Raw genomic sequence first — 25,913 nt, 5'->3', positions numbered from 1 at the left:
TCTGCTCGACTACGCTTGCGGCCATGCAGGCGACCTCGTACACCTACGATCCCGATTCCCGCACCGGCAGTGTGCTCCTCGACGACGGGACGCCGGTGCCCTTCGACGCCGCCGCCTTCGACGCGGGCGGTCTGCGGCTGCTCAGGTCCGGGCAGCGGGTGCGTATCGAGATGTCCGGCGAGGGCGAGGACCGGCGGATCACCCTCATCACGCTGCAGACTTTCTGACCCGGCCCCGGGACATTCCCGAAGCCTCGGGGGGCCGTTCGGGGTCCGGCCGCTCCGGGGCCGCCGCACGGGACGCGGACCGGAGCCGGGGCCGATCGCCGCACCCCCTGCGCCCCTCTCACCACACACCGTGACAAAACGCCGCGGGCCGGGCTCCCGAGGGAGTCCGGCCCGGCGCGTGAGCGGCCCGTGGGCTTATTTCCGGCGAGTGGTCGCCTTCTTGGCAGTGGTCTTGCGGGCCGTCGACTTGCGGGCGGGCGCCTTCTTGGCGGTCGCCTTCTTCGCGGGGGCGGTCTTCTTGGCGGTGGCCTTCTTGGCGGCCGACTTCTTCGTCGCCGCCTTCTTGGCCGTGGACTTCTTCGCCGCGGACTTCTTGGCGGTGGCCTTCTTCGCCGTGGTCTTGGCGGTCGCCTTCTTCGCCGCCGTCTTACGGGCGGTGGTGGCCTTCTTCGCGGTGGCCTTCTTGGCGGTCGCCTTCTTGGCCGCGGCCTTGGCGGTGGTCTTGGTGCCGCCGGTGAGGCTGCCCTTGGGGGCCTTCTTCACCGCGACGTCGTTCTTGGGGAGCTTCTTCGAGCCGCTCACCAGGTCCTTGAATCCCTGGCCCGCGCGGAAGCGCGGCACCGAGGTCTTCTTGACCCGAACCCGCTCGCCGGTCTGCGGGTTGCGGGCGTATCGGGCGGGCCGGTCGACCTTCTCGAACGAGCCGAAGCCGGTGACCGAGACCCGGTCTCCGCCGACAACGGCGCGGACGATGGCGTCGAGTACGGCGTCGACAGCATCGGCGGCCTGCTGACGCCCGCCGACCTTGTCGGCAATCGTTTCTACGAGCTGCGCCTTGTTCACGTCTTCCCCTTCGGAGACATTGCCGGAACGAATGTGTCCAAGCTTTTTCGCACGTTAGGCAGATATATACCGCAAATCAAACACGAAACGGTGTAATCACCCTTGTGCCGCAACCAACGGGGTTCCTGTGGACTTCGTTGCGCGGCCCAGGGCTTGGCGTTCAGGCCTCTTCCGGGAATCGACCCGCGTCGAGATCCGCGGTCAATCGCTCCAGACGCCTTGCCGCCTGTGTCAGATCGTGTTTGGCCACGGCCGTGATGACCAGCAGCTTCCGGGTCAGCGCCATCCGTACGCCCTCCGGGACTTGCAGTGCGCGCACCCTTGCGTGCGCTTCTTTCAGTTGGTCCGCCACGGCCTCGTAGAGCTCGAGTTGGTCGTCGCGGTCCATGCGCCGATTGTGCCATCTGGGGCGAGTTGTCGCCTGCGGGGGGCGCAACTGCCCGGTCCGTACGGGGTGGTGGCGGTAGCCGGATACCGTCTCTGAACAGGGCCGAAAGCTCTCTTGTGCCCCTCGAATCAAGGGAGTTGAGCCTTCCGGCGTGTCGGTCCCCCGGATGCCTCCGGGCGCCGGGGAAGCGCGCGAATGGGCGTACCCCCGACCGAGGACGGCCGGGGGTACGAAGGGGGGCGCGAGGCGGTGCGGCGCCGCCTAGAGCTGCACGGTGCTCGGCTTGTACGAGGGGCGGGCGGCCTCGTAGGCGGCGATGTCGTCCTCGTTGCGGAGCGTGATGCTGATGTCGTCGAGGCCGTTGAGCAGTCGCCAGCGGGCGTTCTCGTCCAGCTCGAAGTCGGCGGTGACGCCCTCGGCGCGGACCTGGCGGTCCTGGAGGTCCACCGTGACCGGGGCGTTCGGGTCCTGCTCGGTCAGCTCCCACAGCGCGTCCACGACCTTCTGGTCGAGTACGACGGTGAGCAGGCCGTTCTTCAGCGAGTTGCCGCGGAAGATGTCGGCGAAGCGGGAGGAGACGACAGCCTTGAAACCGTAGTTCTGCAGCGCCCAGACGGCGTGCTCGCGCGAGGAGCCGGTGCCGAAGTCGGGTCCGGCCACCAGCACGGTGGCGCCCTGGTACACGGGCCGGTTGAGCACGAAGTCGGGGTTCTTGCGCCAGGCCTCGAAGAGCCCGTCCTCGAATCCGTCGCGGGTGACCTTCTTCAGCCAGTGCGCGGGGATGATCTGGTCGGTGTCGACGTTGCTGCGGCGCAGCGGGACGGCCCGCCCGGTGTGCGTGGTGAAGGCTTCCATGGTGTTCAGACTCCGGAGGGTTCGGGAACGGCCGGGGCACCGGACAGGTCGGCGGGCGAGGCCAGGTGGCCGAGGACCGCGGTGGCGGCGGCGACCTGCGGCGAGACCAGATGGGTGCGCCCGCCCTTGCCCTGCCGCCCCTCGAAGTTGCGGTTGGAGGTGGACGCGGAGCGCTCGCCGGGGGCGAGTTGGTCGGGGTTCATGCCGAGGCACATGGAGCAGCCCGCGTGCCGCCATTCGGCACCGGCCTCCTTGAACACCCGGTCGAGACCCTCGTCCACGGCCTGCAGGCCCACCCGGGCCGAGCCCGGCACCACCAGCATCCGTACGCCCTCGGCGACCCGGCGGCCGGTGACCACCTCGGCGGCGGCGCGCAGGTCCTCGATCCGGCCGTTGGTGCAGGAACCTACGAAGACGGTGTCCACCCTGATGTCGCGCAGCGCCTGCCCGGCCGTCAACCCCATGTATTCCAGGGCCTTTTCGGCGGCGAAGCGCTCCGAGGCGTCCTCGTACGAAGCCGGGTCGGGGACGTGCGCCGACAGCGGCGCGCCCTGGCCCGGGTTGGTGCCCCAGGTGACGAAGGGGGCCAGCTCGGCGGCGTCGATGACCACCTCGGCGTCGAATTCGGCGTCCTCGTCGGTGCGCAGGGTCTTCCAGTACGCGACGGCGGCGTCCCACTCCTCGCCCTCGGGGGCGTGCGCCCGGCCGCGGAGGTAGTCGAAGGTGGTCTCGTCGGGGGCGATCATGCCCGCGCGGGCGCCGGCCTCGATGGACATGTTGCAGATGGTCATCCGCGCCTCCATCGACAGCTTCTCGACGGCCGGGCCGCGGTACTCCAGTACGTAGCCCTGGCCGCCGCCGGTGCCGATGCGCGCGATGATGGCGAGGATCAGGTCCTTCGCGGTCACGCCCTCGGGGAGTTCGCCGTCCACGGTGACGGCCATCGTCTTCGGGCGGGACATCGGCAGCGTCTGGGTGGCGAGCACATGCTCGACCTGGGAGGTGCCGATGCCGAACGCCAGCGCGCCGAAGGCCCCGTGGGTGGAGGTGTGCGAGTCCCCGCAGACCACGGTGGTGCCGGGCTGGGTCAGTCCCAGCTGGGGGCCCACCACGTGGACGACTCCCTGCTCGACGTCGCCGAGCGGATGCAGCCGCACCCCGAACTCCGCGCAGTTCTTGCGCAGCGTCTCCAGCTGGGCACGCGAGACCGGGTCCGCGATGGGCTTGTCGATGTCGAGGGTGGGGGTGTTGTGGTCCTCGGTCGCGATGGTGAGGTCGAGGCGCCGGACGGGGCGGCCGTTCTGGCGCAGGCCGTCGAAGGCCTGCGGGCTGGTCACCTCGTGCAGCAGGTGCAGATCGATGAAGAGGAGGTCGGGCTCGCCCTGGGCGCGCCGGACGACATGGTCGTCCCAGACCTTCTCCGCGAGTGTCCTACCCATCGCTTTCCCTTCGGCCGGGCGGTCCGTCACGGGCCCGCCGGCCCCACTAGAGAGTTCGCGGTCGGCTGCCCGCAGTGCCGGGCATGCCCCACCGGGCCCGATTGGTCCGCGGGCCGCTGTCCCTACAGAGTGGCAAGTCCCACGGAAAAAGGAACTTGCGTTTCACAGAGTGAGACGTGAGTATCGTTGCATGGACAACTCTAGCGGCGTCGGCGTTCTCGACAAGGCAGCTCTGGTATTGAGCGCCCTGGAGTCCGGTCCGGCCACCCTCGCCGGGCTGGTCGCGGCGACCGGGCTCGCACGGCCCACGGCACACCGCCTCGCGGTGGCACTGGAACACCACCGGATGGTGGCGAGGGACATGCAGGGCAGGTTCATCCTGGGCCCGCGCCTGTCCGAACTGGCCGCGGCCGCGGGCGAGGACCGCCTGCTCGCCACCGCGGGCCCGGTGCTGACGCACCTGCGCGATGTCACGGGCGAGAGCGCCCAGCTCTACCGCCGCCAGGGCGACATGAGGATCTGCGTGGCCGCGGCGGAGCGGCTCTCCGGGCTGCGCGACACCGTGCCGGTCGGCTCCACGCTGACGATGAAGGCCGGCTCCTCGGCCCAGATCCTGATGGCCTGGGAGGAGCCCGAGCGCCTCCACCGGGGCCTGCAGGGCGCCCGGTTCACCGCCACCGCGCTGTCCGGGGTGCGCCGCAGGGGCTGGGCCCAGTCCATCGGCGAGCGCGAGCCCGGGGTGGCCTCCGTCTCGGCGCCGGTACGCGGACCGTCCAACCGCGTGGTCGCCGCCGTCTCGGTCTCCGGACCGATCGAGCGGCTGACCCGGCACCCGGGCCGGATGCACGCCCAGGCAGTCATCGACGCCGCGGGCCGCCTCTCGGAGGCCCTGCGCCGCAACGGCTGACGGCCTCCCCCGCGGGCCGCCGCCCTCACCGCGCAGGACCCCCGGGGGCCCGGGCCCCGGATACCCGGCGGGCCGTCAGCGCACCCGGCCCCGCTCGGCCTCCGGGACATGAGCCGACCCCGCGGCGGGCGCGGCCTCCGCGGCGTCAGGCGCCTCCGGCGCGGACGCCGCCCCCGGCCCGGGTGTCCGGTGCGCGAGACGGGCGGCGGCGCTGCGGCCCCGCGCCTCGATCGGCAGGACACCCTTGGCCTTGGCCAGTCCGTACGGGGGCATGTCGAAGTAGATGTTCTCGTAGCCGCCCTCGGGCACCAGGTAGCTCTCGTGCCAGAGCCCGACGTGCTGACGGGCCTTCTTCTCCTTGCGGTTGAGCCGCGCCCAGGCCGCCCGGTGGAACATGTCCGGCGCCTTGGCGTAGGCGTACAGCTTCTCCCTCGACTCCCAGTACTGGACCACGTAGTACGTCCTGGGCGAGCCCGAGAGCAGGGTGTGGCCGAGCAGCCCGCGCTCCTTGTCCCGGGAGAGTTCGCGCAGCATGCGGGGCATGGCGAGGAAGACGGGCAGCCAGTGGTGCACCGCCCAGAAGTGGTTGATGCGCATCCCGATCAGCAGGACGACGACCTCCCCCTCGGCGGCGGCCACCACCCGGCCCGGAACCGGTTTCGCGAACATCCTGGGACCTCCCGCTCGGCGTTGGATAGCTCCACTATCCATGCTTGGATAGTGGCACTCACCATCAGGAGGCGCAAGGGATGAGACTCTCCGAGCTGAGCGAGCACAGCGGCGTCTCCACCGCGACGATCAAGTTCTATCTGCGCGAGGGCCTGCTCCCGCCGGGCCGCCGGATCAGCGCGACCCAGGCCGAGTACGGCGAACACCACCTGCGGCGGCTGCGCCTGGTGCGCGCGCTGATCCAGATCGGCAAGGTGCCGGTGGCCACCGCCCGCGAGGTGCTGAGCCATGTCGACGACGACTCACTCGGCCGCACCATCCGGCTGGGTGCCGCGCTCTGGGCACTCCCCCAGGGCAATCCGCCCGCCGAGGACCTGGAGGACCCCGAAGTCGCCGCCGCCACCGCGGAGTTGGAGGAGCTGCTGACCCGGCTCGGCTGGTCCAACGCCCAGCAGATCGGGGCGCTCTCCCCCGTCTACCGCTCCCTGGCGGCCGGACTCGCCACCCTGCGCCGGCTCGGCTTCCCCGGGGACCTCGAGACCCTGTTGCCCTACGCCCGGGCGATGCACGAACTGGCGGAGCGCGACCTGGACGCACTGGAGGCGCTCGACTCGGAGGCGGAGCAGGTGGAGACCGCGGTCGGCTCGGCCGTGCTCTTCGAGCCACTGCTGCTCTCCCTGCGGCGGCTGGCCCAGGAGGAGGAATCGGCCCGCCGGTACGGGTATTGAGCCTCCCGCCGGGGCGGCACGCACCCGGGCCGGGGAACGCCGAAGGGCCCTCCGCCACCGCGGAGGGCCCTTCGTCTGCGTACCCCCGACCGGATTCGAACCGGCGCTACCGCCTTGAGAGGGCGGCGTGCTAGGCCGCTACACAACGGGGGCGCGGACCGTGCTGTGCACGATCGAGCTGGGCTACCAGGACTCGAACCTAAACTAACTGAACCAGAATCAGTCGTGCTGCCAATTACACCATAGCCCACTGGTGGTCTAGACCACCTGCAGTACCCCCGACCGGATTCGAACCGGCGCTACCGCCTTGAGAGGGCGGCGTGCTAGGCCGCTACACAACGGGGGCCCTGGCGATCCCACCCGGCCGGAGCCGAGTGTTGTCACCGCTCGGACAGTGGGAGCTACCCGGCTGTCACCGCGGGATGGATCTGTACCCCCGACCGGATTCGAACCGGCGCTACCGCCTTGAGAGGGCGGCGTGCTAGGCCGCTACACAACGGGGGCTTTGCAGATGAGCTCTGCGAGCTGGCCTACCAGGACTCGAACCTAGACTAACTGAACCAGAATCAGTCGTGCTGCCAATTACACCATAGGCCATCAAAGCGCAAGCCCCTGCTGAGGGCTTCTGCTTATCCGTACGCCGACCGGCCGGGCTTTGGGCCCCTTCCGGGCGGCGCAGGAAGAACATTACCCGAAGGTGGACGGCGCTCCAAAACGAGTATGGCCGCCGAGCAGGGCCTGAAGTTCGCCGAGCGTGGAGATCCGCCGGACTCCGGACGGCGTGGGCAAGGGGGAGTTGAGCCGGTCGAGCCAGATGCCGAGCATTCCGGCGTCCCGGGCGCCCCGGGCGTCGATGTCGGGTTCGTTGCCCACATAGGCGATCCGCTCCGGGGGCAGGCCCAGCGCCTCGGCCACCGCGAGGAAGGCCGCCGCCTCCGGCTTGGCGACGCCGAGTTCGACCGCGCACAGCACGGCCTCGAAGCGCTCGCGGACGCCGAGGGTGCGCAGCTTGTACTCCTGGTTGGGCAGCGCGGAGTTGGAGAGCACGGCCTGCCGGTAGTGCCCGGTGAGCGCGTCGAGGGCGGGCAGGCTGTCGGGGAAGAGCGACCAGGCCGCCTCGTAGTGCACGACGTACCGCTCGAACCAGGCGTCCGCCTGCCCGTCGTCGAGCCGGGTGCCGAGGAACTCCCTTACGCGGTCCCGGCGTTGGCCGAGGAAGTCGGTCTCCCCCGCCTCGCAGCGGGCCCAGTGGACCTGGGTGATCCGCTTCCATTCGGCGAGCGCGGCGGTGGCCGACTCGTGGTGGTCCAGGACGCCCTCGGCGGCGAGATGGGCCCGCATGCCCGCGGTGTCGGCGCCCGCGTAGTCGAAGAGGGTGTCGTCGATGTCCCAGACAACGGCTTCGATGGTCACTGCCCGCTCTCCCCGTCTCCCGGCTCCCGTCCCGCGGCTCCCCGTCGCCGGGTGGCCCTGCTCCGACAGTAGCGGCCGGGGACGCGCGCGGGGGCGGCGCCCGTATGGACGCCGCCCCCGGGGAGAACCGGACCGTACTAGCCGGCGAGCTCGGCCAGCGCCGCGTCGATACGGGCCAGGGTGCGCTCCTTGCCGAGCACCTCCAGGGACTCGAAGAGCGGCAGGCCCACCGTGCGCCCGGTGACCGCGACCCGGACCGGCGCCTGGGCCTTGCCGAGCTTGAGCCCGTGCTCCTCACCGGCGGCGAGGACGGCGGACTTCAGCGACTCGGGGCTGGACCAGTCGGCCGCCTCCAGCTTTCCGCGGGCGGTGCGCAGCAGGGCGTCGGAGCCCTCCTTCATCGCCTTGGCCCAGGAGGCCTCGTCCGCCACCGGCTCGGGCAGGAAGAGGAAGTCGACGTTCTGGGTGATCTCGGAGAGGACGGTCAGACGGGTCTGCGCGTGCGGGGCGATCGCGTCGAAGGCGGCCTGGTCGAAGTCCTCGGGGGCCCAGGGCGCGAAGGGGGCCTTCAGCCAGGGCGCGCAGGCCGCGGCGAAGTCCTTCACGTCGAGCAGCCGGATGTGGTCGGCGTTGATCGACTCGGCCTTCTTCAGGTCGAAGCGGGCCGGGTTGGGATTGACGTCCGCGATCTCGAAGGCGGCGACCATCTCCTCGACGGAGAAGATGTCCCGGTCCGCGGAGAGCGACCAGCCGAGCAGGGAGAGGTAGTTGAGCAGCCCCTCGGGCAGGAAGCCGCGCTCGCGGTAGAGGTTGAGCGAGGACTGCGGGTCGCGCTTGGAGAGCTTCTTGTTGCCCTCGCCCATCACATACGGCAGATGCCCGAAGAGCGGCACCTGCTTGGCCACGCCCAGCTCGATGAGCGCCTTGTAGAGGGCGATCTGGCGGGGGGTGGAGGAGAGCAGGTCCTCGCCGCGCAGGACGTGGGTGATCTCCATCAGGGCGTCGTCCACCGGGTTGACCAGGGTGTACAGCGGGGCGCCGTTGGCGCGCACGATGCCGTAGTCGGGGACGTTCTCCGGGGTGAAGGTCAGCTCGCCGCGGACCAGGTCGGTGAAGGTGATCGGCTCGTCGGGCATCCGGAAGCGGATGACCGCGCTGCGGCCCTCGGCCTCGTAGGCGGCCTTCTGCTCCGCGGTCAGCTCGCGGCAGGCGCCGTCGTAACCGGAGGGCTTCCCGGCGGCGCGGGCGGCCTCGCGGCGGGCGTCCAGCTCCTCGGTGGTGCAGTAGCAGGGGTAGGCGTAGCCGCCCGCGAGGAGCTTGTCGGCCACCTCCCGGTAGCGGTCCATCCGCTGGGACTGGCGGTACGGGGCGTGCGGGCCGCCGACCTCGGGGCCCTCCTGCCAGTCGAAACCGAGCCAGCGCATGGCCTCCAGGAGCTGCTCGTAGGACTCCTCGGAGTCGCGGGCCGCGTCGGTGTCCTCGATACGGAAGACGAAGGTGCCCTGGTGGTGCCGGGCGAAGGCCCAGTTGAAGAGGGCGGTACGGACCAGGCCCACATGGGGGTTGCCGGTCGGCGAGGGACAGAACCGGACCCGGACGGGGGACGGGGAGGATGCGTTAGCCACGCTTGATCACCTTGTTGGTGAGAGTGCCGATGCCTTCGATGGTGACGGCGACCTCGTCGCCGACGTTGAGCGGGCCGACCCCTTCCGGGGTGCCCGTGAGGATGACGTCGCCCGGGAGCAGCGTCATGGCCTCGGAGATGTTGACCACCAGGTCCTCGACGGAGTGGATCATCTCGCCGGTGCGGCCGAGCTGGCGCTGGGCGCCGTTGACGGTGCACTGGATCGTCAGGTCCGCGGGGTCGAGGTCGGTCTCCACCCAGGGGCCGAGCGGGCAGGCGGTGTCGAAGCCCTTGGCCCTGGCCCACTGCTTCTCGGTGCGCTGGATGTCGCGGGCGGTGACGTCGTTGGCGCAGGTGTAGCCGAGGACGACGTCCTTGACCCGCTCGCGCGGCACCTCGCGGCACATCCGCCCGATGACCACCGCCAGCTCCGCCTCGTGGTGGAGCTCCCGGCTGTAGGACGGGTACTGGATCGCGTCCCCGGGGCCGATCACCGAGGTGGAGGGCTTGAAGAAGGCGAAGGGGACCTCGGGGGTCTCGTTGCCGAGTTCCTTCGCGTGGGCCGCGTAGTTGCGGCCGTAGGCGACGACCTTGTTGGGCAGTACGGGCGGCAGCAGCCGGACCTTGCTCAGCGGGACCTTCGTACCGGAGAGCTCGAAGTCTGCGAACGGGATGCCCTTGATGATGTCGAGGACGAGTTCGTCGGGGGCGCTGCCCTCGACCGCGCCGAACGCGACGTTGCCGTCGATGGAGAACCTGGCGATGCGCACGGGAGTGCCTGTGCCCCTCTGTTTCCGCTGGCCGGAGTCTGACGCTCCAGGCTATCGCTCCGCGCGGGGGCGCCCGGGCCGCCCGGCGGCGGGGCCGGGGCACGGTGCGCCCCCGGTGCCGGGTGCGCACCGGGGGCGGGCCGGAAGTGCCGGAAGGGGTCCTGGCCCGGGGGTCAGGAGGCGACGACCGCCGCTTCGGGGGCGGTCATCAGGATGGTGCGCCGGGGGTTGGCGGTCTGGGCGGGGAGCGCGGCCGGGTGTTCCGGCTGCTCGGGGGCCGTCGGACCCTCCGCTCCCTCCAGGTGGGCGAGGGTGGTGCGCCGCGGGTTGGCAATATTGCGGAACATCATGCTCTTCATCTGCCGTCTGGCCCTGTCGTCACGGCGCCCCCGCCGTGCGGTCGTCGTCGACCGCCGTGGGGGCGCGGGTTGTCGGATTCACCGTCCCTGTAAAGGCACAGGCTAAACATCCGATTCCCCGCGGACACCGGGAGCAGACAGCGAAGTGCATGTGATTTTACTCACGAACTAACGGACAAAAAGCCCGAATCGCTCCATCCACCCGCACCCGCGAAAGCACCAAAGAGTCGAAAACCCTCCATTACGCACCTGATCATCTCGACTGGGGCACCCGCGGCCCGCCTGGGATTTCGTCCTGAATGCGGGTAGTGCACCAGAACGCTTTGCACCCTTCGTGACCTTGGACTCACCAGGTGTCACGAGAGTCACAGGCTGGCCGTCGGGCCTTGTTGGAGATCGAGCACTGTGCTGGAATTCCCGGGACCGCCGCGGGTTCGACCCGGCGCACTCGCGCGCACGACCACGCGCCGGGTGACTGCGGGAAGGGGGAACATCAGGGCCGGTCATCACGACCGCCACGGGGTGCAGGGCATCCCGGAACACCGACACCGTCCCGCCGTATTCCGGCAGGACGCCTGGTCCAGAGGTTGCGACGCTAGTGCAGGGACGTTTCAAGAGGGATGGCAAGGGGTCTCCCCAGGCTCCCCAGAGCCGTGGGGAAGCCGCGGCTGAGCAGGAGCGCAGCGCGAGCGGCTCCTCGGCCCAGCACGCCCCGAGCCCGTCCGCGGGCGCCCCGAAGGCCGGCGAGGGCCGGCCCGGCACGGGCACCGGCGGCAAGGGCGCGGCCCCGGCCGCCTCCGCCGCCCCGGCCACACCCGGCACCGGCAACCGGCTCCTGCTGCGCAACTGGCGCATCTCGACCCGCCTGGTCTCGCTGCTCGCCCTCCCCGTGGTCGCCGCGACCACCCTCGGCGGCATGCGCATCAACCAGTCGATGGAGGACATCGAGCAGCTGGACAACATGCGCCTGCTGACCGAGATGACCAAGCAGGCCACCGAGCTGGCCAGCGCCCTGCAGAAGGAGCGGGACCAGTCGGCCGGTCCGCTCGCCAACGGCGGCAAGGGCAGCGACTTCGACGTCAAGGGCCCCCGCGACACCACCGACCGCGAGCGCCAGGCCTTCATGGAGGCCACCCACGAGATCCAGGACCGCGGGAACGCGGCCAGCCTCGACGGGATCCGCAACAACGTCATCCGCATCTCCGGAAGCCTGACCAAGCTCAGCGGCATCCGGCAGGAGGCGTACAAGGACGACAACAACACCTCCCGCACGGTCGAGGCGTACAGCAGGCTCATCGACCAGCTGCTCAGCCTCTCGCAGGACATGGCGCAGGCCACCAGCAACCCGGACATGATCCAGCGCACCCGCGCCCTGGCGGCTTTCTCCTCCGCCAAGGAGTACGCCTCGGTGCAGCGCGCGATCATCGCCGCCGCGCTGCCGCCGAACAACCGCGAGCGCGGCGACCTCTCCGAGACCGACCGCCAGTACGGCGACGCCGCCCAGGAGAACCAGGCGGACGAGCTGAGCTCCTTCCGCAACATCTACCAGGGCGGCAACGTCGAGGAGCTGCTGAAGCCGATCGAGGACGGCAGCCCGACGATCAAGGAGGCGGACGCCTACGCCAAGCGCGTCCTCACGCAGCCCGACGGGATGCGCACCGAGGACAAGCGGTCCTACAAGGACTGGGTGGACGCGGACACCGCCAAGATCGAGCAGATGACCAGGATCGAGCTGACCCTGCTCAACCAGATGGAGCAGCAGGCCCGCGAACTGCGCAACGAGTCCGAGCAGGAAGCGATCATCAGCGGTGCGCTGGTCTTCCTCGTGCTCGGTGTCTCGCTCGTCGGCGCCTTCGTGGTGGCCCGCTCCATGATCCGCTCGCTGCGCCGCCTCCAGGACACCGCCACCAAGGTCGCCCAGGACCGGCTGCCCGAGCTGGTCAAGCACCTCTCCGAGTCGGACCCGCAGGACGTGGACACCTCCGTGGAGTCGGTCGGTGTGCACTCCCGGGACGAGATCGGCAAGGTGGCCGCGGCCTTCGACGACGTGCACCGCGAGGCGGTCCGGCTCGCCGCCGAGCAGGCCCTGCTGCGGGGCAACGTCAACGCGATGTTCACCAACCTCTCGCGCCGCAGCCAGGGCCTCATCCAGCGCCAGCTCTCGCTCATCTCCGAACTGGAGTCCCGCGAGGCCGACCCGGACCAGCTGTCCTCGCTCTTCAAGCTGGACCACCTGGCGACCCGTATGCGCCGCAACGGCGAGAACCTCCTCGTCCTCGCGGGCGAGGAGCCGGGCCGCCGCTGGACCCGCCCGGTCCCGCTGGTCGACGTGCTCCGCGCCGCCGCCTCCGAGGTGGAACAGTACGAGCGCATCGAGCTGTCCTCGGTCCCGGCGACCGAGGTCGCGGGCCGCGTCGTCAACGACCTCGTGCACCTGCTCGCCGAGCTGCTCGAGAACGCGACCTCCTTCTCCTCGCCGCAGACCAAGGTGAAGGTCACCGGCCACGCGCTGCCGGACGGCCGGGTGCTCATCGAGATCCACGACACCGGTATCGGCCTGTCCCCCGAGGACCTGGCCTCCATCAACGAGCGGCTCGCCGCGCCGCCCACCGTGGACGTCTCCGTCTCGCGCCGGATGGGCCTGTTCGTGGTCGGCCGCCTCTCGCAGCGCCACGGCATCCGGATACAGCTGCGGCCCTCCGACTCCGGCGGGACGACCGCGCTGGTCATGCTCCCGGTCGATGTCGCGCAGGGCGGCAGGAAGATGCCCGCCAAGCCCGGTGGCGGCGCGGGCGGTTCGGCGGCGGCGCAGGCCGCGGCGGGCCGTCGCAGCGCGGTCGCCTCGCAGCAGGCGCAGAACTCCCCGTCGGCGGGCGGCTCCGACTCCGGTGGCAACCGCCTCGGTTCCGGCCCCGGCCGCGGCCAGGTCCAGGGCACCGGCGCGCGCGCCGCGCTGCCCACCCGGGACACCACCGGTGCCCGCCCCGGCCCGGGGGGAACCGGCCCCCAGCAGGGCGGACCGCGCCCCGGTGACTCCGGCTCCGCCCCGGCGGTCCCGCAGCAGCCGCAGCAGGGCAGGCCCGGTTCCCCGGTGCCCGCCGGGCTCCAGTCCGCCGGAACCGGACTCCCGGGTCCGCGGCAGGGCGAGGGCCCCCGCCCGGGCGAGCGCGGCGACGGCACCCGCCGTCCGCAGCTGCCGCCGCCGGGCGGACCGCGCCCCGAACTGCCGGGCGGCCCCCGGCCCGCGAACCCCGGCTGGGGCGAGGACCGGCCCGGCGCCGGACGCCCCCTCCAGGACGGACCCCGCGGCCACGAGGAGCCCGACTCCACGGCCCAGTTCCCGCAGCTCGACGACCGCCAGGGCGCGGGCTCCACGGACCGGTTCGCCCGGCCCGAGCTGACCGGTCCCGGTTCCACGGGCGAGTTCGCCCGCCCGGTCCTGGACGGCCCCGGCTCCACCGGTCAGTTCCCCCGTGTCGACGAGGACGGCGGCCGGCCCGAGGGCGGCCCGCCGCAGCCGAATGCCGGTCCGTACATGCGCTCCGACGTCTTCGGCGGCCGCGGCCCGGCCCGCCGGAACCCCGGCGGCTTCGCCTCGCCGCCCCCCGGCCGCGACCGGGACGAGGCCCCCGCCGCGGACTACCCGCGCGAGGACACGGGTTCCTACCCGCGCCCCGCCGAGACGCCGTACGAGGACACCGGTTCGTACCCGAGCCCGGCGCACGCCGAGTACCCGGGTGCGGACAGCGGCTACCCGCGCGAGGACACGGGTTCCTCCCCGCGGCCCGCGGAGACGTACGAGGACACCGGCGCGTACCCGAGCCCCGCGAACGCCTCCTACGAGGACACCGGCTCCTACCCGCGGCCGGACAGCGGTGGCCACGAGCCCCAGGGCACCGGTTCCTTCCCGCGTCCGGACGCCGGGGGCCCCTCGGAGAACGGCCGTTACGAGGCGCCCGTGCCGCCCGCGCAGCGACCCGGCGGTGTGCTGCCGTCCGTCCCGCGGCCGAGCGAGCCGGAGGCGCTGCCCCCGGCCTCCGGTCCCGGCGACGGCCGTACCCCGCTCTACGACACCCTGGAGACCAGCTGGTTCCGCGGGCAGCAGGCAGCTGCCGCCGAGCGGGAGCGGCTGGCCGCCCAGGAACCGCAGCAGCCGGCGGGCCCGCCGCCCGGGCGGCCGGGTGCCGGCCGTCCGCAGGGCACCGGACCCGAGGGCAGGCGCCCCGGTCTCGGCGGCCTGCCGGGCCGTCCGCAGCAGTCCGCCCCCGGCGGCCAGGGCCCGGACGGTCCGCCGCGCGCGGCCGAGGGCGCCCGCACCGGCTGGCGCAGCTCCCCGAACGACGAACTGGTCCGCCAGGCGGAGCGGGTGCGTCAGCCCTCCGCGGGCGGAGTCACCGACTCCGGCCTGCCCCGGCGGGTCCCCCGCGCCAACCTGGTGCCGGGTACCGCGGAGTCCCAGCAGCAGCAGACAGCAGGTCCCCAGGTTTCCCGTGCGCCGGACGAGGTGCGCGGGCGGCTGACCAATCTCCGCCGGGGCATCCAACAGGGTCGCCAGGCCGGAGGCGGTCCGTCGACCGGCAGTTTCCCGCGCCCCACTCACCAGCAGGAGCGTTAGTTGAGTCCGATGAGCCAGGCTGCACAGAACCTCAACTGGTTGATCACCAACTTCGTTGACAACACCCCCGGGGTGTCCCACACCGTCGTCGTCTCCGCCGACGGGCTGCTTCTGGCGATGTCCGAGGGCTTCCCGCGTGACCGCGCCGATCAGCTCGCGGCGGTCGCCTCCGGGCTGACCTCGCTCACCGCGGGTGCCTCGCGCATCTTCGAGGGCGGCCTCGTGAACCAGACCGTCGTCGAGATGGAGCGGGGGTTCCTCTTCATCATGTCCATCTCGGACGGCTCCTCACTGGCCGTCCTCGCCCACCCGGAGTGCGACATCGGCCTGGTGGGCTACGAGATGGCGCTGCTCGTCGACCGTGCCGGGAACGTACTCACCCCCGACCTGCGCGCCGAGCTCCAGGGCAGCCTGCTGCACTGACGGCCCCGCTCCCGTATTGCCCGCCTCATGTTCCCGTCACGTCCGTACGACCGACCGACCGTCCAACCGTCCGGCCGCCAAGCGCACCCCACCGGCTTTGTCAGACGGCACTGCAGACCCCTTGCTGTCCCGCCCGGAGGACCCAGATGACCCCGCCCACCGCCTCTCATGATCCGTACGGAGCCCAACAGGACCTGTACGGATCCGAGGGCGACCAGCCGCTGGTACGTCCGTATGCGATGACCGGCGGCCGGACCCGGCCCCGTTACCAGCTCGCCATCGAGGCGCTGGTCAGCACCACGGCCGACCCGGCCCAGCAGATGGGACTCCTCCCGGAACACCAGCGGATATGCCACCTGTGCCGCGAGGTGAAGTCGGTGGCGGAGGTCTCCGCGCTGCTCTCGATGCCCCTCGGTGTGGCCCGCATCCTCGTCGCCGACCTGGCGGAGGCGGGACTCGTCGCCATCCACCAGCCGGGCGGCGACGAGAACGCCGGTGGCCAGCCAGACGTGACTCTGCTCGAAAGGGTGCTCAGTGGACTTCGCAAGCTCTGACCAGGGTCGCTCGACGACCTCCGCGAAGATCGTCGTCGCGGGTGGCTTCGGCGTGGGCAAGACCACGTTCGTCGGCGCGGTCTCGGAGATCAACCCGCTGCGCACCGAGGCAGTGATGACATCCGCCAGCGCGGGCATCGACGACCTCACCCACACCGGAGACAAGACCACCACCACCGTGGCCATGGACTTCGGACGCATCACCCTCGACCAGGACCTCATCCTCTACCTCTTCGGCACCCCCGGACAGGACCGCTTCTGGTTCATGTGGGACGACCTCGTCCGCGGCGCCATCGGCGCCGTCGTCCTCGTCGACACCCGCCGCCTCGCCGACTGCTTCCCCGCCGTCGACTACTTCGAGAACTCAGGACTCCCCTTCGTCATCGCCCTCAACGGCTTCGACGGACACCAGCCCTACACCCCCGACGAAGTACGCGAAGCACTCCAGATCGGCCCCGACACCCCCATCATCACCACCGACGCCCGCCACCGCGCAGACGCCAAATCCGCCCTCATCACCCTCGTCGAACACGCCCTCATGGCACGACTGCGCTAGCGGGCATCACCCCGGCAGCGGCCGCACCCGGTCCCGGTACTGCACAAGTTCCTTGATCCGTACGGCAGTTGCAGTAGGCGTACCGGGTGCCCCTGTGGGTTGCGACACGCGTTAACGGGGTGTTCATAACGTTTCGAGAGAGAATTGCACCGAGCTGAGCACTGTTCGCATGTGCTCAACTCCGGCCAGCTACGCGAGCCCCGCCTTTTGGTGGGGCTCGCCCCTTTTCACCCTCTTTGACTGAGGCCTGCGCCACTCGGAAGTTGCACGTCGAACTGTTTGTTAGAGCCCGGTCTGACGTGCTGGAATGCGCAGAACCGGCCCGTGCTCACGGGCCGGGAGACGCACAGAGCGGCACAGGGTCAGGTGCCGGCGCCGAGAGGTTGTTGGTCGAGTGAGGCGAAGCAATAACGGTCCCGAGCCCTCGGCACGGGGCAACTTCACCCCGCCCTCGCGTGGAGCGGCGGCGTCCGCGACCCTGTCGCACCCGGAGTCGCTCCCGCCCGCGGGCAGCCGCTTCTCGCCCCGCAACTGGCGGGTACCGGCCAAGCTGAACGCGATCCTCCTCATACCCGTCCTGGTCGGCCTGGTCATGGGCGGCTTCCAGGTCAAGGGCTCCATCGACACCTGGCAGGAGGCCGAGGACGCGGAGAACACCGCGGTCCTGGTCCGCGCCGCGCTGACCTACAGCAACGCCCTGATCGACGAGCGCGACATCAGCGCGGCCCCGCTGCTCCAGGGCAAGCGGGACAGCGCCGCCGTCAAGTCGGCCCGCGGCGCCACCGACCGGGCGGCCGCGGGATTCGACAAGGCCGCCCGGAACATGCCCTCCAAGGCGGGGCTCGAACGCCGCCTGGAGGCCTTCCGGCAGAACGAGCCCGACCTCAAGGACCTCCGCGCCGCCGCCTACACCAGCAAGCTGACCGGGGTGAAGACCGAAGAGGGCTACATCGCCATCCAGCACCCGCTGATGGAGTTCGCCAACGAACTGGGCCTCGGCACCGGCAACATCACCAGCTACGGCCGCACCGTCTACGCGATCGCGCTGGCCAAGGGCGCCGCCTCGCTCCAGCGGTCGATCGGCACCCACCTGCTGATCAAGCCCGGGCCCGACGACGCCGGCTTCGCGATGCAGCGCACCTCGCTCGGCTCGTACTCCTATCTGGAGGCCATCGCCACCGAGGAGTACAAGTCCGGCGGCACCCCCGCGGACGTGGCCCGCTACGAGAAGGCCGAGAAGCAGATCCGCGCCGAGGGCGAGTCGCTGGCCCGGGAGGAGGCCGCCGAGGCGAAGGCCCGGGGCGAGAAGTACATCGCCCCGCCCGCGACCCCGCAGATGGTCGGCCTGGTCACCGCCCTGCCGGACACCTCCCGCGGGGCCCGCGCCGACCTGGCGAAGAAGGGGGTCACCCCCGAGGCCTGGTGGGCCGTGAACACGCTGCGCTTCACCGCCTACCGCGAGATCGAGACCACGCTGTCCGACAAGGCCGTGGCCGAGGCGGCCGGGATCTCCGACGACGCCCGGCGCTCGACCTTCGTGACCGCCGGTGTGGTGCTGCTCGCCCTGCTCGCCGCCTTCGTCCTGGCCGGACTGATGGCCCGCCAGATGAGCCTGTCGATGCGCCGCCTGCGCACCGCCGCCTTCGGCGTCGCCGAGCAGCGGCTGCCGATGATGGTCGACCAGCTCTCGCGTACCGACCCGGGCCGGGTCGACACCCGGGTGGAGCCGATCCCGATCTCCTCCCGCGACGAGATCGGGGAGGTCGCCCGCGCCTTCGACCAGGTGCACCGCGAGGCCGTGCGGCTCGCCGCCGAGCAGGCCCTGCTGCGCGGCAACATCAACGCGATCTTCACCAACCTCTCGCGCCGCAACCAGTCGCTGATCGAGGGCCAGCTGACCCTGATCACCGACCTGGAGAACAACGAGGCCGACCCGGACCAGCTGGAGAACCTCTTCCGCCTGGACCACCTGGCGACCCGGATGCGCCGCAACGGCGAGAACCTCCTCGTCCTCGCGGGCGAGGAGCCGGGCCGCCGCTGGGACCAGCCGGTTCCGCTGGTGGACGTGCTGCGCGCGGCCTCCTCCGAGGTGGAGCAGTACGAGCGCATCGAGCTGGCCGGGGTGCCGGAGGCGGACATCCACGGCCGCGCGGTCACCGACCTGGTGCACCTGCTCGCCGAGCTGCTTGAGAACGCGACCTCCTTCTCCTCGCCGCAGACCAAGGTGAAGGTCACCGCGACCCGGCTGCCGGACGGCCGGGTGATGATCGAGATCCACGACAAGGGCATCGGCCTGACCGCCGAGGACTTCGCCGACATCAACCACAAGCTGGCCAACCCGCCCACCGTGGACGCGGCGATCTCCCAGCGGATGGGCCTGTTCGTGGTCGGGCGGCTCTCCGACCGGCACCAGATCCGGGTCCAGCTGCGGCCCTCGGGCGAGCAGGCGGGCACCACCTCGCTGGTCATGCTCCCCGAGGTCATCACCCACGGCGGCGGCGGAGACCTCGCCGCCGACCCCGAGTTCACCGTCTCCCAGATCATCCCGGAGCAGCACGCCTCGGAGCCCGCCCCGCTGCGCACCGCCGCCGAACTGGGCTTCGACGACAGCCGCTACCAGGAGATCCCGGACGACCTGCGCGAGCTGGACCCGGTCGGCCGCTCCCTGATGCGCGAGGAGCGCCGGGCGGCCCTGGAGGCCCAGTCCGGCCCCGCCGAGATCGAGGGCCCGCACCGGCAGATCCCGCCGGGCCCCGGCACCGGCCACCCGCAGGGCCCCGGCCACGAACTCCCCGCCCCGGGCTACGCGCTCCCCCTCCCGCCCCGCTCCCAGGACCAGGGCCCCTACGCGGACGGCCTCTCCTACGGGAACGAGCAGCACTACGGGAACGGCCAGGCCTACGGGAACGGGCAGCCGTACGGGAACGGGCAGCCGTACGAGGAGCAGCGCGGGTACGAGCAGCAGCAGCCGTACCAGGAGCGCCCCTCCTACGAGGACCACCGGTCCTACGAGGAGCCGGGGCCGTACGAGGCCCGGCAGTCCTTCGAGGAGCGACAGCAGTCGACGTACGACGAGCAGTTCTACCCGAGCCAGGACGGCTACCCGGATGTCGCCTACGCGGAGGCGGGCGGCGCCGATCTGGTGCCCGCTCCGCAGGACGCGTACCAGGGCCCCCGGCCCGGACCCGGCGAGCAGCCCGAGCAGAGCGGATCCGCTCCGGAGTCTGCCGCTCCCGACGCGCAGGGACTAGGCTTCGACCTGCGGGGTTCCACTCCCGCCGCCCCCGCCGGGGGTCACGAACTGACCCAGGCGGGCCTCCCCCGCCGCGGATCCACGGCCGGCGGCAACCCGGGCTCCCCGAGCGGCGACCGGCAGTGGCGCAGTGAGCCGGAGGCGTCCTCGGCACCGCCGTCCGCCGAGGAGGCGGGCGGCTCCCCGCAGGCCGGGGACCACCAGGACGACTGGCACTCCGCCAACGACGACCGGTGGCAGCGCGCCGAGCAGCTCCGGCAGCCGAAGGCTGGCGGCGTCACCTCGTCGGGACTGCCCCGCCGGGTCCCCAAGGCCAATCTGGTCGAGGGCACCGCGGAGCAGACCCAGCTCGGTGGACCGCAGGTCTCCCGCGACCCCGAGGACGTACGGGGCAGGCTCAGCAAGCTGCGCCGCGGCGTCCAGCGGGGACGCACCGCAGGTAGTGACACGAACGGCCAGGGCGCACCGCATCAGCACGGTGGTCCTGACAGCACCTACAACCAGGAGCGTTAGTGTGAGCCCGATGAGCCAGGCGGCACAGAACCTGAACTGGTTGATCACCAACTTCGTGGACAACACCCCCGGGGTGTCGCACACGGTGGTGGTCTCCGCCGACGGACTCCTTCTCGCGATGTCCGAAGGGTTCCCGCGCGACCGCGCCGATCAGCTCGCGGCCGTCGCCTCCGGACTGACCTCGCTGACCGCGGGCGCCTCCCGCATCTTCGAGGGCGGCAGCGTGAACCAGACAGTTGTGGAGATGGAGCGAGGATTCCTCTTCATCATGTCCATCTCCGACGGCTCCTCGCTCGCTGTTCTCGCGCACCCCGAAGCGGACATCGGTCTCATCGGGTACGAGATGGCACTTCTTGTCGACCGGGCAGGCAGCGTTCTGACCCCCGACCTGCGTGCCGAGCTCCAGGGAAGCCTTCTCAACTAACAGACAGGCAGTGCGTTTTCGCGTGCCGGGCACGTAAAGTTTCGGCACGCGGCTCCACGGTGATGGATCCGGCGCTTTCGAGGAGGAGAACGTGGCAACACCCCCAGAGGGTTCGTCTTCGGGCAGGTGGCAGCAGTACGGCCACGCCGAGGGCGACGGCTCACAGAACCGGTTCAGCTATCCCCCCACCGCGCCCCGCCACCGCCGTCCCCAGGCACCGCAGCAGCCGGGCGGCGGGCAGCAGCCCTTCGACCAGCCGCAGGCGCCCCGCATCGTGCCCGTGCAGCCGCAACGGCAGTCGCCGGAGCCCGCTCCGGCACCCGCCGCGCACAACCCGCTGGTCCGCCCGTACGCCATGACGGGCGGGCGGACCCGGCCCCGGTACCAGCTCGCCATCGAGGCGCTGGTGCACACCACCGCTCAACCGCACCAGATGCAGGGGCAGTTGCCCGAGCATCAGCGGATCTGCAATCTGTGCCGTGAGATCAAGTCGGTGGCCGAGATCTCCGCACTCCTGACCATTCCCCTCGGCGTGGCCCGCATTCTCGTCGCCGACCTGGCGGAGGCGGGACTCGTCGCCATCCACCAGCCGGGCGGCGACGAGAACGCCGGTGGCCAGCCGGACGTGACATTGCTCGAAAGGGTGCTCAGTGGACTTCGCAAGCTCTAGCGGCGGAGCAGGCCTCCAGGGCCGCTCGACCACCAGCGCGAAGATCGTGGTGGCCGGTGGCTTCGGCGTGGGCAAGACCACGTTCGTCGGCGCGGTCTCGGAGATCAACCCGCTGCGCACCGAGGCAGTGATGACATCCGCCAGCGCGGGCATCGACGACCTCACCCACACCGGAGACAAGACCACCACCACCGTGGCCATGGACTTCGGACGCATCACCCTCGACCAGGACCTCATCCTCTACCTCTTCGGCACCCCCGGACAGGACCGCTTCTGGTTCATGTGGGACGACCTCGTCCGCGGCGCCATCGGCGCCGTCGTCCTCGTCGACACCCGCCGCCTCGCCGACTGCTTCCCCGCCGTCGACTACTTCGAGAACTCAGGACTCCCCTTCGTCATCGCCCTCAACGGCTTCGACGGACACCAGCCCTACACCCCCGACGAAGTACGCGAAGCACTCCAGATCGGCCCCGACACCCCCATCATCACCACCGACGCCCGCCACCGCGCAGACGCCAAATCCGCCCTCATCACCCTCGTCGAACACGCCCTCATGGCACGACTGCGCTGACCGCGGGGCCCCGGACGCACGAAGGCCCCGGATCCCACCGCCGAGAGCGGGGGTGTCCGGGGCCTTCGTATGTCCGGGTGCTTCGTGGTGCGCGTACGGGCGCCGTGCTCGTACGGGCGCCGGGTGCCGCCGCGGGGCCGGGCCGGCCGCGCGGCGGCGGTGGGCTCAGCCCTGCCAGCTGTGCGGGGCGCGGAAGCCGGGGGTGCGCTCCAGACGGCGCCAGCCGGCCCTGTTGCGGCCGCGGTGCGCCGGGGCGGCGGGCTCGGCGAAGGAGGAGGCACGGGCCAGCAGGATCGCGGCGAGGGCGGCGACCTCCTCGGGCTCGGCGTGGCCCTTCTCCACGCGCAGCAGCCGGCCGGCGGCGGCGAGCGCGGTGGAGGTGTCGGCGGCGGTTGCTTCGGAAGAAGTGGTCATGGGTGAGTCGTCTCCGGGTACGGGCCGCAGGGTCACTGCGGCGGGTTGCCGTGCTTGCGGGACGGCAGGTCCGCGTGCTTGGACCGCAGCATCGCGAGGGAGCGGATGAGCACCTCGCGGGTCTCTGCGGGATCGATGACGTCGTCGACGAGTCCGCGTTCGGCGGCGTAGTACGGGTGCATCAGCTCGGACTTGTACTCCTTGACCATGCGGGTCCGCATGGCCTCGGGGTCCTCGGCCGAGGAGATCTGCCTGCGGAAGATGACGTTGGCGGCACCCTCGGCGCCCATCACCGCGATCTCGTTGGTGGGCCAGGCGTACGTCAGGTCGGCGCCGATCGACTGGGAGTCCATCACGATGTACGCACCGCCGTATGCCTTGCGCAGGATGAGCGAGATCCGCGGCACGGTCGCGTTGCAGTAGGCGTAGAGCAGCTTGGCGCCGTGCCGGATGATCCCGCCGTGCTCCTGGTCGACCCCGGGAAGGAATCCGGGGACGTCGAGGAGGGTAACGATCGGAATGTTGAAAGCGTCGCACATCTGGACAAAGCGCGCAGCCTTCTCGGAGGCCTCGATGTCCAGGACCCCGGCCAGGCTCTGCGGCTGGTTGGCGATGATGCCGACGACCTGGCCGTCGAGCCGGGCGAGCGCGCAGATGATGTTGCGCGCCCAGCGCTCGTGGACCTCCAGGTACTCGCCGTCGTCGACGAGTTCCTCGATCACCCGGGTCATGTCGTACGGGCGGTTGCCGTCCGCGGGGACCAGGTCGAGGAGGACGTCGGAGCGCCGGTCGGCCGGGTCCTCGCTGCCGGTCTGCGGCGGGTTCTCCCGGTTGTTCTGCGGGAGCATCGACAGCAGGTAGCGGACCTCGGCGAGGCAGGTCTCCTCGTCGTCGTAGGCGAAGTGGCAGACCCCGGAGGTCTCGGCGTGCACATCGGCGCCGCCGAGGCCGTTCTGGGTGATCTCCTCGCCGGTGACCGCCTTGACCACGTCGGGCCCGGTGATGAACATCTGCGAGCTCTCGCGGACCATGAAGACGAAGTCGGTGAGCGCGGGGCTGTAGGCGGCGCCGCCCGCGCACGGGCCGAGCATCACCGAGATCTGCGGGATGACGCCCGAGGCGCGGGTGTTGCGCTGGAAGATGCCGCCGTACCCGGCGAGCGCGGAGACGCCCTCCTGGATCCGGGCGCCCGCGCCGTCGTTGAGGGAGACCAGCGGGGCACCGGCCGAGATGGCCATGTCCATGATCTTGTGGATCTTCGTGGCGTGCGCCTCGCCGAGAGCGCCGCCGAAGATGCGGAAGTCGTGGGCGTAGACGAAGACCGTCCGGCCCTCGACCGTGCCCCAGCCGGTGATGACGCCGTCCGTGTACGGCTTCTTGGTCTCCAGCCCGAACCCGGTCGCCCGGTGCCGTCGCAGCTGCTCGACCTCGTGGAAGGAGTCCGGGTCGAGGAGCAGCTCGATGCGCTCACGGGCCGTCAACTTGCCCTTGGCGTGCTGGGCCTCGGTTGCCCGGTCGCTCGGACCGCGCAGCGCCTCGGCACGGATCGCGCGCAGCTCGGCCACCCGCCCTCGCGCGTCGGAGGGCTCACCCGGGGTCTCGTCCAAAACGGTCATGCAGCGACCTTACGGAGCCGGGCCCCGGTTCCGATCCGTCGACTCCGTACAGTCTCCGGGGCGTTTTCCTGGCGGCCATGAACAGAACCGGCCCGGGAAAGACCTGAACCCACTGTTCAGAGGCCGGTTGCTTGTGGAGATCACACAAAGCCCGGGGCAGTGAGAAGTACGTCACACCCGACCGCACCGCTTCCCCCGAAGCGCGTCCCACCTAGGGGTACGTAGGGGTTGATGCACGGAGCAGATGTCCGCCGTGTAACCCGGCGGCGACGGCCAGATTGCGGCAGCCTTTGGACGGTGTCAACAGCGGCGACCGGAGGCATCCAGCCCCGGAGAGACCGTCGGAAGACTACCGAAAGCGGAACCCCGGGGGCGCGGAAGCCCCCGGGGCACCTCCGGCGCGCCGCCCGCGAGGGGCACCGCGCCAGGCCGCGGCCGGTCAGCAGCCGCCGCAGTTGTAGTAGAGGACGTCCCAGTGGTTGCCCTCGTCCGCGTAGATGTTGCCGGAGCCGGACTTCCACATCGGCGCCCCGTCGCCGCGCACCCCGGCGTAGCCGAAGTTGTTCTTGATGTAGCCGGTCAGGCAGCTCGTCTTGCCGAAGTCGAGCTTGTAGCCGTTCCAGTGCGAGTAGGTGCCGCTGGCGTGGCCGGTCTCGGTGCCGCCGGTGATGTTCAGCGCGCAGCCGCTGGCTCTCTTGAGGGTCTGCGCCCCCTTGGCGGTGGCCTGGTTGAGCTGGCTGAACGAGGTGCAGGTCGGGGTGTTGCGGTCCGAGCAGCCGCCCGAGGAGGACCAGGTGATCCCGACGCTGCGGAACATCGAGGTCGCGGTGGCGTGGCTGATCTTGGTGGCGGAGGTGCCCGCCGAGGCCTCGGAGGCCCCGCCGAGGACCCCGAAGCCGGGGGCGACGAGCGCCCCGGCGAGGAGGGCGGCGGCACTGAGGCCGGTACGGAGGATCCTGCGCTGCTTCACGTGAAGTCCCCTTCTGAGGAACGTGCCCGATGGAAGACGTGCCTGAAGACGTGCGAGAAGACGTGCCCGAGACGTGCCCGGTGGAACACGGCAGAGCCGGCGGTGCAGGGAGCGCAGGGAGATGGTGCCCGAGTTCTACGCGCGTCGCCAGAGCCGGGGAGCGGGAGAAACGGAAATCGCCCGGAGCCGCCGGTGTGGCGCGGCGCGGGCGGTGGAAACCAGGGCGGAATGCGCCTAGTCTCATAGTTGTTGAAGATTGAACAGCTTCGGCGGGGAGAGCCGGAGCGCGTCCGCAAGGAGCACTGAGCCATGGGTCTCTTCGACCGCAACGACCGCAAGAAGACCGAGCAGTCCGCCGCCCCCGCCCTCGCGGCGCTGACCGGCACCTACACCCTCGACGCCGCACACTCCACCATCGGCTTCGCCGCGCGCCACGCGATGGTCACCAACGTCAAGGGCGGCTTCGAGGACTTCGAGGGCACCCTGGTCCTCGACGGCGCCGACCCCACCCGCTCGACCGCCTCCCTGGACGTGCGGATGGCCAGCGTGAGCACCGGCAACGCCGACCGCGACAAGCACCTGCGGAGCGCGGACTTCTTCGACACGGACACCTACCCGACGATGAGCTTCCGCTCGACCTCGGCGGAGCACCTCGGCGGCGACGACTACCGGATCACCGGGGCGCTCTCCGTGCTCGGCACCACCAAGGAGATCACCATCGACCTGGAGTTCAACGGCAGCGCCACCGACCCGGCGGGCATGGAGCGGGTCGGCTTCGAGGGCCGCTCCGAACTGCTGCGCTCCGAGTGGGGCTTGACCTGGAACGCCGCCCTGGAGACCGGCGGGGTGCTCGTCTCCGACAAGATCAAGCTGCTCTTCGACATCTCGGCGGTCAAGACGGCCTGAGCCGCGCGGAACGGAGGCGGAAGCGAGCGGAAGCGAGCGGAAGCGAGCGGGAGCGGGAAGGGAGCGGGAGGGAAGGGGCCTAGGTGCTGTCCGGCGGATCACTGGCGGAGCCAAAGTCGAATGGCCGCGGCGGTGACGGTGCCGTGGAAGACGTAGGCCCGCTTGTCGTAACGGGTCGCGACCGCGCGGGAGTTCTTGAGTCGGTT

24 protein-coding genes, 5 tRNA genes and 1 pseudogene are annotated in these 25,913 nt (G+C 71.0%); 12 read left to right on the top strand and 18 right to left on the bottom strand.

The genetic code is table 11. The features are described 5' to 3' along the window. Positions 1-23 precede the first annotated feature (23 nt). Positions 24-227 (top strand): hypothetical protein, encoded by a 204-nt coding sequence (locus HFV08_RS13330; RefSeq protein ID WP_168539162.1) that lies wholly within the window; start codon positions 24-26, stop codon positions 225-227. Between the two features lie 195 nt (positions 228-422). Here HFV08_RS13330 and HFV08_RS13325 read toward each other — a convergent pair whose 3' ends face one another. The 4 genes from HFV08_RS13325 to leuC all read right to left on the bottom strand — a co-directional run bounded on the left by HFV08_RS13325 (position 423) and on the right by leuC (position 3,752). Beyond that, the gene (locus HFV08_RS13325; RefSeq protein ID WP_168539160.1) at positions 423-1,070 is read right to left on the bottom strand and encodes an HU family DNA-binding protein; all 648 of its coding nucleotides are present in this window, start codon (positions 1,068-1,070) and stop codon (positions 423-425) included. A 160-nt stretch (positions 1,071-1,230) separates the two neighbouring features. Continuing rightward, the gene (locus HFV08_RS13320) at positions 1,231-1,458 is read right to left on the bottom strand and encodes an SCO5555 family protein (RefSeq protein ID WP_168539158.1); all 228 of its coding nucleotides are present in this window, start codon (positions 1,456-1,458) and stop codon (positions 1,231-1,233) included. 261 nt (positions 1,459-1,719) lie between these two features. After that, on the bottom strand, positions 1,720-2,313 hold the full coding sequence (gene leuD / locus HFV08_RS13315) for a 3-isopropylmalate dehydratase small subunit (protein WP_168539156.1): 594 nt from the start codon (positions 2,311-2,313) through the stop codon (positions 1,720-1,722). A gap of 5 nt (positions 2,314-2,318) precedes the next feature. After that, positions 2,319-3,752 carry a 3-isopropylmalate dehydratase large subunit gene (gene leuC / locus HFV08_RS13310; RefSeq protein ID WP_168539154.1) on the bottom strand — a complete coding sequence of 478 codons (1,434 nt, stop codon included), beginning with the start codon at positions 3,750-3,752 and terminating at the stop codon, positions 2,319-2,321. A gap of 190 nt (positions 3,753-3,942) precedes the next feature. Between leuC and ndgR the strand changes: the two genes are divergently transcribed. Continuing rightward, entirely contained in the window at positions 3,943-4,659 is a 717-nt protein-coding gene (gene ndgR, locus HFV08_RS13305; protein WP_040247869.1) for an IclR family transcriptional regulator NdgR, read from the top strand. 75 nt (positions 4,660-4,734) lie between these two features. On the opposite strand, the gene HFV08_RS13300 is transcribed toward ndgR, so the two are convergent. Beyond that, positions 4,735-5,328 (bottom strand): DUF4188 domain-containing protein, encoded by a 594-nt coding sequence (locus tag HFV08_RS13300; protein WP_168539152.1) that lies wholly within the window; start codon positions 5,326-5,328, stop codon positions 4,735-4,737. An 80-nt stretch (positions 5,329-5,408) separates the two neighbouring features. Between HFV08_RS13300 and HFV08_RS13295 the strand changes: the two genes are divergently transcribed. Next, positions 5,409-6,056, top strand: coding sequence for a MerR family transcriptional regulator (locus tag HFV08_RS13295; protein ID WP_168539150.1), 648 nt, complete (start codon positions 5,409-5,411; stop codon positions 6,054-6,056). A gap of 80 nt (positions 6,057-6,136) precedes the next feature. On the opposite strand, the gene HFV08_RS13290 is transcribed toward HFV08_RS13295, so the two are convergent. The 9 genes from HFV08_RS13290 to HFV08_RS13250 form a co-directional block, all read right to left on the bottom strand. Next, positions 6,137-6,209 (bottom strand) — tRNA-Glu (locus HFV08_RS13290). Between the two features lie 25 nt (positions 6,210-6,234). Next, a tRNA-Gln gene (locus HFV08_RS13285) sits at positions 6,235-6,306 on the bottom strand. Between the two features lie 23 nt (positions 6,307-6,329). Continuing rightward, positions 6,330-6,402, bottom strand: a tRNA-Glu gene (locus HFV08_RS13280). An 85-nt stretch (positions 6,403-6,487) separates the two neighbouring features. Further along, positions 6,488-6,560: transfer RNA gene (locus tag HFV08_RS13275), tRNA-Glu, on the bottom strand. Positions 6,561-6,581: 21 nt separating this feature from the next. Further along, a tRNA-Gln gene (locus tag HFV08_RS13270) sits at positions 6,582-6,653 on the bottom strand. Between the two features lie 90 nt (positions 6,654-6,743). Beyond that, a complete protein-coding gene (locus tag HFV08_RS13265) occupies positions 6,744-7,469 on the bottom strand; it encodes an HAD family hydrolase (RefSeq protein WP_168539148.1) in 726 nt (241 codons plus the stop codon). A gap of 137 nt (positions 7,470-7,606) precedes the next feature. Further along, a complete protein-coding gene (gene gltX / locus HFV08_RS13260; protein ID WP_168539146.1) occupies positions 7,607-9,094 on the bottom strand; it encodes a glutamate--tRNA ligase in 1,488 nt (495 codons plus the stop codon). Next, positions 9,087-9,863, bottom strand: a complete 777-nt coding sequence (locus HFV08_RS13255) for a fumarylacetoacetate hydrolase family protein (protein ID WP_168539144.1) — start codon at positions 9,861-9,863, stop codon at positions 9,087-9,089. The genes gltX and HFV08_RS13255 overlap by 8 nt, the downstream gene beginning before the upstream one ends. 173 nt (positions 9,864-10,036) lie before the next feature. Then, entirely contained in the window at positions 10,037-10,222 is a 186-nt protein-coding gene (locus HFV08_RS13250) for a hypothetical protein (protein WP_040247881.1), read from the bottom strand. Between the two features lie 598 nt (positions 10,223-10,820). Between HFV08_RS13250 and HFV08_RS13245 the strand changes: the two genes are divergently transcribed. From HFV08_RS13245 to HFV08_RS13210, 8 genes are all read left to right on the top strand, one after another. After that, complete coding sequence (locus tag HFV08_RS13245) at positions 10,821-14,837, top strand: sensor histidine kinase (RefSeq protein WP_168539142.1); 4,017 nt, start codon at positions 10,821-10,823, stop codon at positions 14,835-14,837. A 9-nt stretch (positions 14,838-14,846) separates the two neighbouring features. Continuing rightward, on the top strand, positions 14,847-15,260 hold the full coding sequence (locus HFV08_RS13240; RefSeq protein WP_040247885.1) for a roadblock/LC7 domain-containing protein: 414 nt from the start codon (positions 14,847-14,849) through the stop codon (positions 15,258-15,260). A 146-nt stretch (positions 15,261-15,406) separates the two neighbouring features. Next, positions 15,407-15,814 carry a DUF742 domain-containing protein gene (locus HFV08_RS13235; RefSeq protein WP_040247888.1) on the top strand — a complete coding sequence of 136 codons (408 nt, stop codon included), beginning with the start codon at positions 15,407-15,409 and terminating at the stop codon, positions 15,812-15,814. Beyond that, on the top strand, positions 15,795-16,370 hold the full coding sequence (locus HFV08_RS13230; protein WP_040247890.1) for a GTP-binding protein: 576 nt from the start codon (positions 15,795-15,797) through the stop codon (positions 16,368-16,370). Before HFV08_RS13235 ends, HFV08_RS13230 begins: the two co-directional genes overlap by 20 nt. A gap of 394 nt (positions 16,371-16,764) precedes the next feature. Further along, complete coding sequence (locus HFV08_RS13225) at positions 16,765-20,136, top strand: nitrate- and nitrite sensing domain-containing protein (protein WP_168539140.1); 3,372 nt, start codon at positions 16,765-16,767, stop codon at positions 20,134-20,136. A gap of 10 nt (positions 20,137-20,146) precedes the next feature. Beyond that, entirely contained in the window at positions 20,147-20,560 is a 414-nt protein-coding gene (locus tag HFV08_RS13220) for a roadblock/LC7 domain-containing protein (protein ID WP_039658182.1), read from the top strand. A 91-nt stretch (positions 20,561-20,651) separates the two neighbouring features. Beyond that, complete coding sequence (locus HFV08_RS13215; protein ID WP_040247895.1) at positions 20,652-21,230, top strand: DUF742 domain-containing protein; 579 nt, start codon at positions 20,652-20,654, stop codon at positions 21,228-21,230. Next, positions 21,211-21,801, top strand: a complete 591-nt coding sequence (locus HFV08_RS13210; RefSeq protein ID WP_078844788.1) for a GTP-binding protein — start codon at positions 21,211-21,213, stop codon at positions 21,799-21,801. Before HFV08_RS13215 ends, HFV08_RS13210 begins: the two co-directional genes overlap by 20 nt. Before the next feature lie 165 nt (positions 21,802-21,966). Here the strand turns inward: HFV08_RS13210 and HFV08_RS13205 are convergent, their stop codons facing one another. The 3 genes from HFV08_RS13205 to HFV08_RS13195 form a co-directional block, all read right to left on the bottom strand. Further along, positions 21,967-22,215: an acyl-CoA carboxylase epsilon subunit gene (locus tag HFV08_RS13205; RefSeq protein ID WP_168539138.1), complete on the bottom strand. Its 249-nt coding sequence runs from the start codon at positions 22,213-22,215 to the stop codon at positions 21,967-21,969. Between the two features lie 32 nt (positions 22,216-22,247). Continuing rightward, positions 22,248-23,831, bottom strand: a complete 1,584-nt coding sequence (locus tag HFV08_RS13200) for an acyl-CoA carboxylase subunit beta (RefSeq protein WP_168539136.1) — start codon at positions 23,829-23,831, stop codon at positions 22,248-22,250. 439 nt (positions 23,832-24,270) lie between these two features. Beyond that, positions 24,271-24,801: a hypothetical protein gene (locus HFV08_RS13195; RefSeq protein WP_312885587.1), complete on the bottom strand. Its 531-nt coding sequence runs from the start codon at positions 24,799-24,801 to the stop codon at positions 24,271-24,273. Between the two features lie 309 nt (positions 24,802-25,110). On the opposite strand from HFV08_RS13195, the gene HFV08_RS13190 reads away from it, so the two are divergent. Further along, on the top strand, positions 25,111-25,707 hold the full coding sequence (locus HFV08_RS13190; RefSeq protein ID WP_168539134.1) for a YceI family protein: 597 nt from the start codon (positions 25,111-25,113) through the stop codon (positions 25,705-25,707). Positions 25,708-25,805: 98 nt separating this feature from the next. On the opposite strand, the pseudogene HFV08_RS13185 reads toward HFV08_RS13190, so the two are convergent. Next, positions 25,806-25,913 (bottom strand): annotated as a pseudogene (locus HFV08_RS13185) (IS5/IS1182 family transposase); the annotation flags it as partial.

Source organism: Streptomyces physcomitrii (genome assembly GCF_012273655.1).
Classification (GTDB): Bacteria; Actinomycetota; Actinomycetes; order Streptomycetales; family Streptomycetaceae; genus Streptomyces; species Streptomyces physcomitrii.
The sequence above is the reverse complement of the archived record's forward strand: the minus strand, read 5'-3'. Positions and strand labels throughout refer to the sequence as shown.

Bases quoted from the DNA above. Each gene is read 5' to 3' on its own strand.
- HFV08_RS13330 (WP_168539162.1), top strand. From the start codon at position 24: ATGCAGGCGACCTCGTACACCTACGATCCCGATTCCCGCACCGGCAGT.
- HFV08_RS13320 (WP_168539158.1), bottom strand. From the start codon at position 1,458: ATGGACCGCGACGACCAACTCGAGCTCTACGAGGCCGTGGCGGACCAA.
- leuD (WP_168539156.1), bottom strand. From the start codon at position 2,313: ATGGAAGCCTTCACCACGCACACCGGGCGGGCCGTCCCGCTGCGCCGC.
- leuC (WP_168539154.1), bottom strand. From the start codon at position 3,752: ATGGGTAGGACACTCGCGGAGAAGGTCTGGGACGACCATGTCGTCCGG.
- ndgR (WP_040247869.1), top strand. From the start codon at position 3,943: ATGGACAACTCTAGCGGCGTCGGCGTTCTCGACAAGGCAGCTCTGGTA.
- HFV08_RS13300 (WP_168539152.1), bottom strand. From the start codon at position 5,328: ATGTTCGCGAAACCGGTTCCGGGCCGGGTGGTGGCCGCCGCCGAGGGG.
- HFV08_RS13295 (WP_168539150.1), top strand. From the start codon at position 5,409: ATGAGACTCTCCGAGCTGAGCGAGCACAGCGGCGTCTCCACCGCGACG.
- HFV08_RS13250 (WP_040247881.1), bottom strand. From the start codon at position 10,222: ATGAAGAGCATGATGTTCCGCAATATTGCCAACCCGCGGCGCACCACC.
- HFV08_RS13240 (WP_040247885.1), top strand. From the start codon at position 14,847: ATGAGCCAGGCTGCACAGAACCTCAACTGGTTGATCACCAACTTCGTT.
- HFV08_RS13235 (WP_040247888.1), top strand. From the start codon at position 15,407: ATGACCCCGCCCACCGCCTCTCATGATCCGTACGGAGCCCAACAGGAC.
- HFV08_RS13220 (WP_039658182.1), top strand. From the start codon at position 20,147: ATGAGCCAGGCGGCACAGAACCTGAACTGGTTGATCACCAACTTCGTG.
- HFV08_RS13205 (WP_168539138.1), bottom strand. From the start codon at position 22,215: ATGACCACTTCTTCCGAAGCAACCGCCGCCGACACCTCCACCGCGCTC.
- HFV08_RS13200 (WP_168539136.1), bottom strand. From the start codon at position 23,831: ATGACCGTTTTGGACGAGACCCCGGGTGAGCCCTCCGACGCGCGAGGG.
- HFV08_RS13190 (WP_168539134.1), top strand. From the start codon at position 25,111: ATGGGTCTCTTCGACCGCAACGACCGCAAGAAGACCGAGCAGTCCGCC.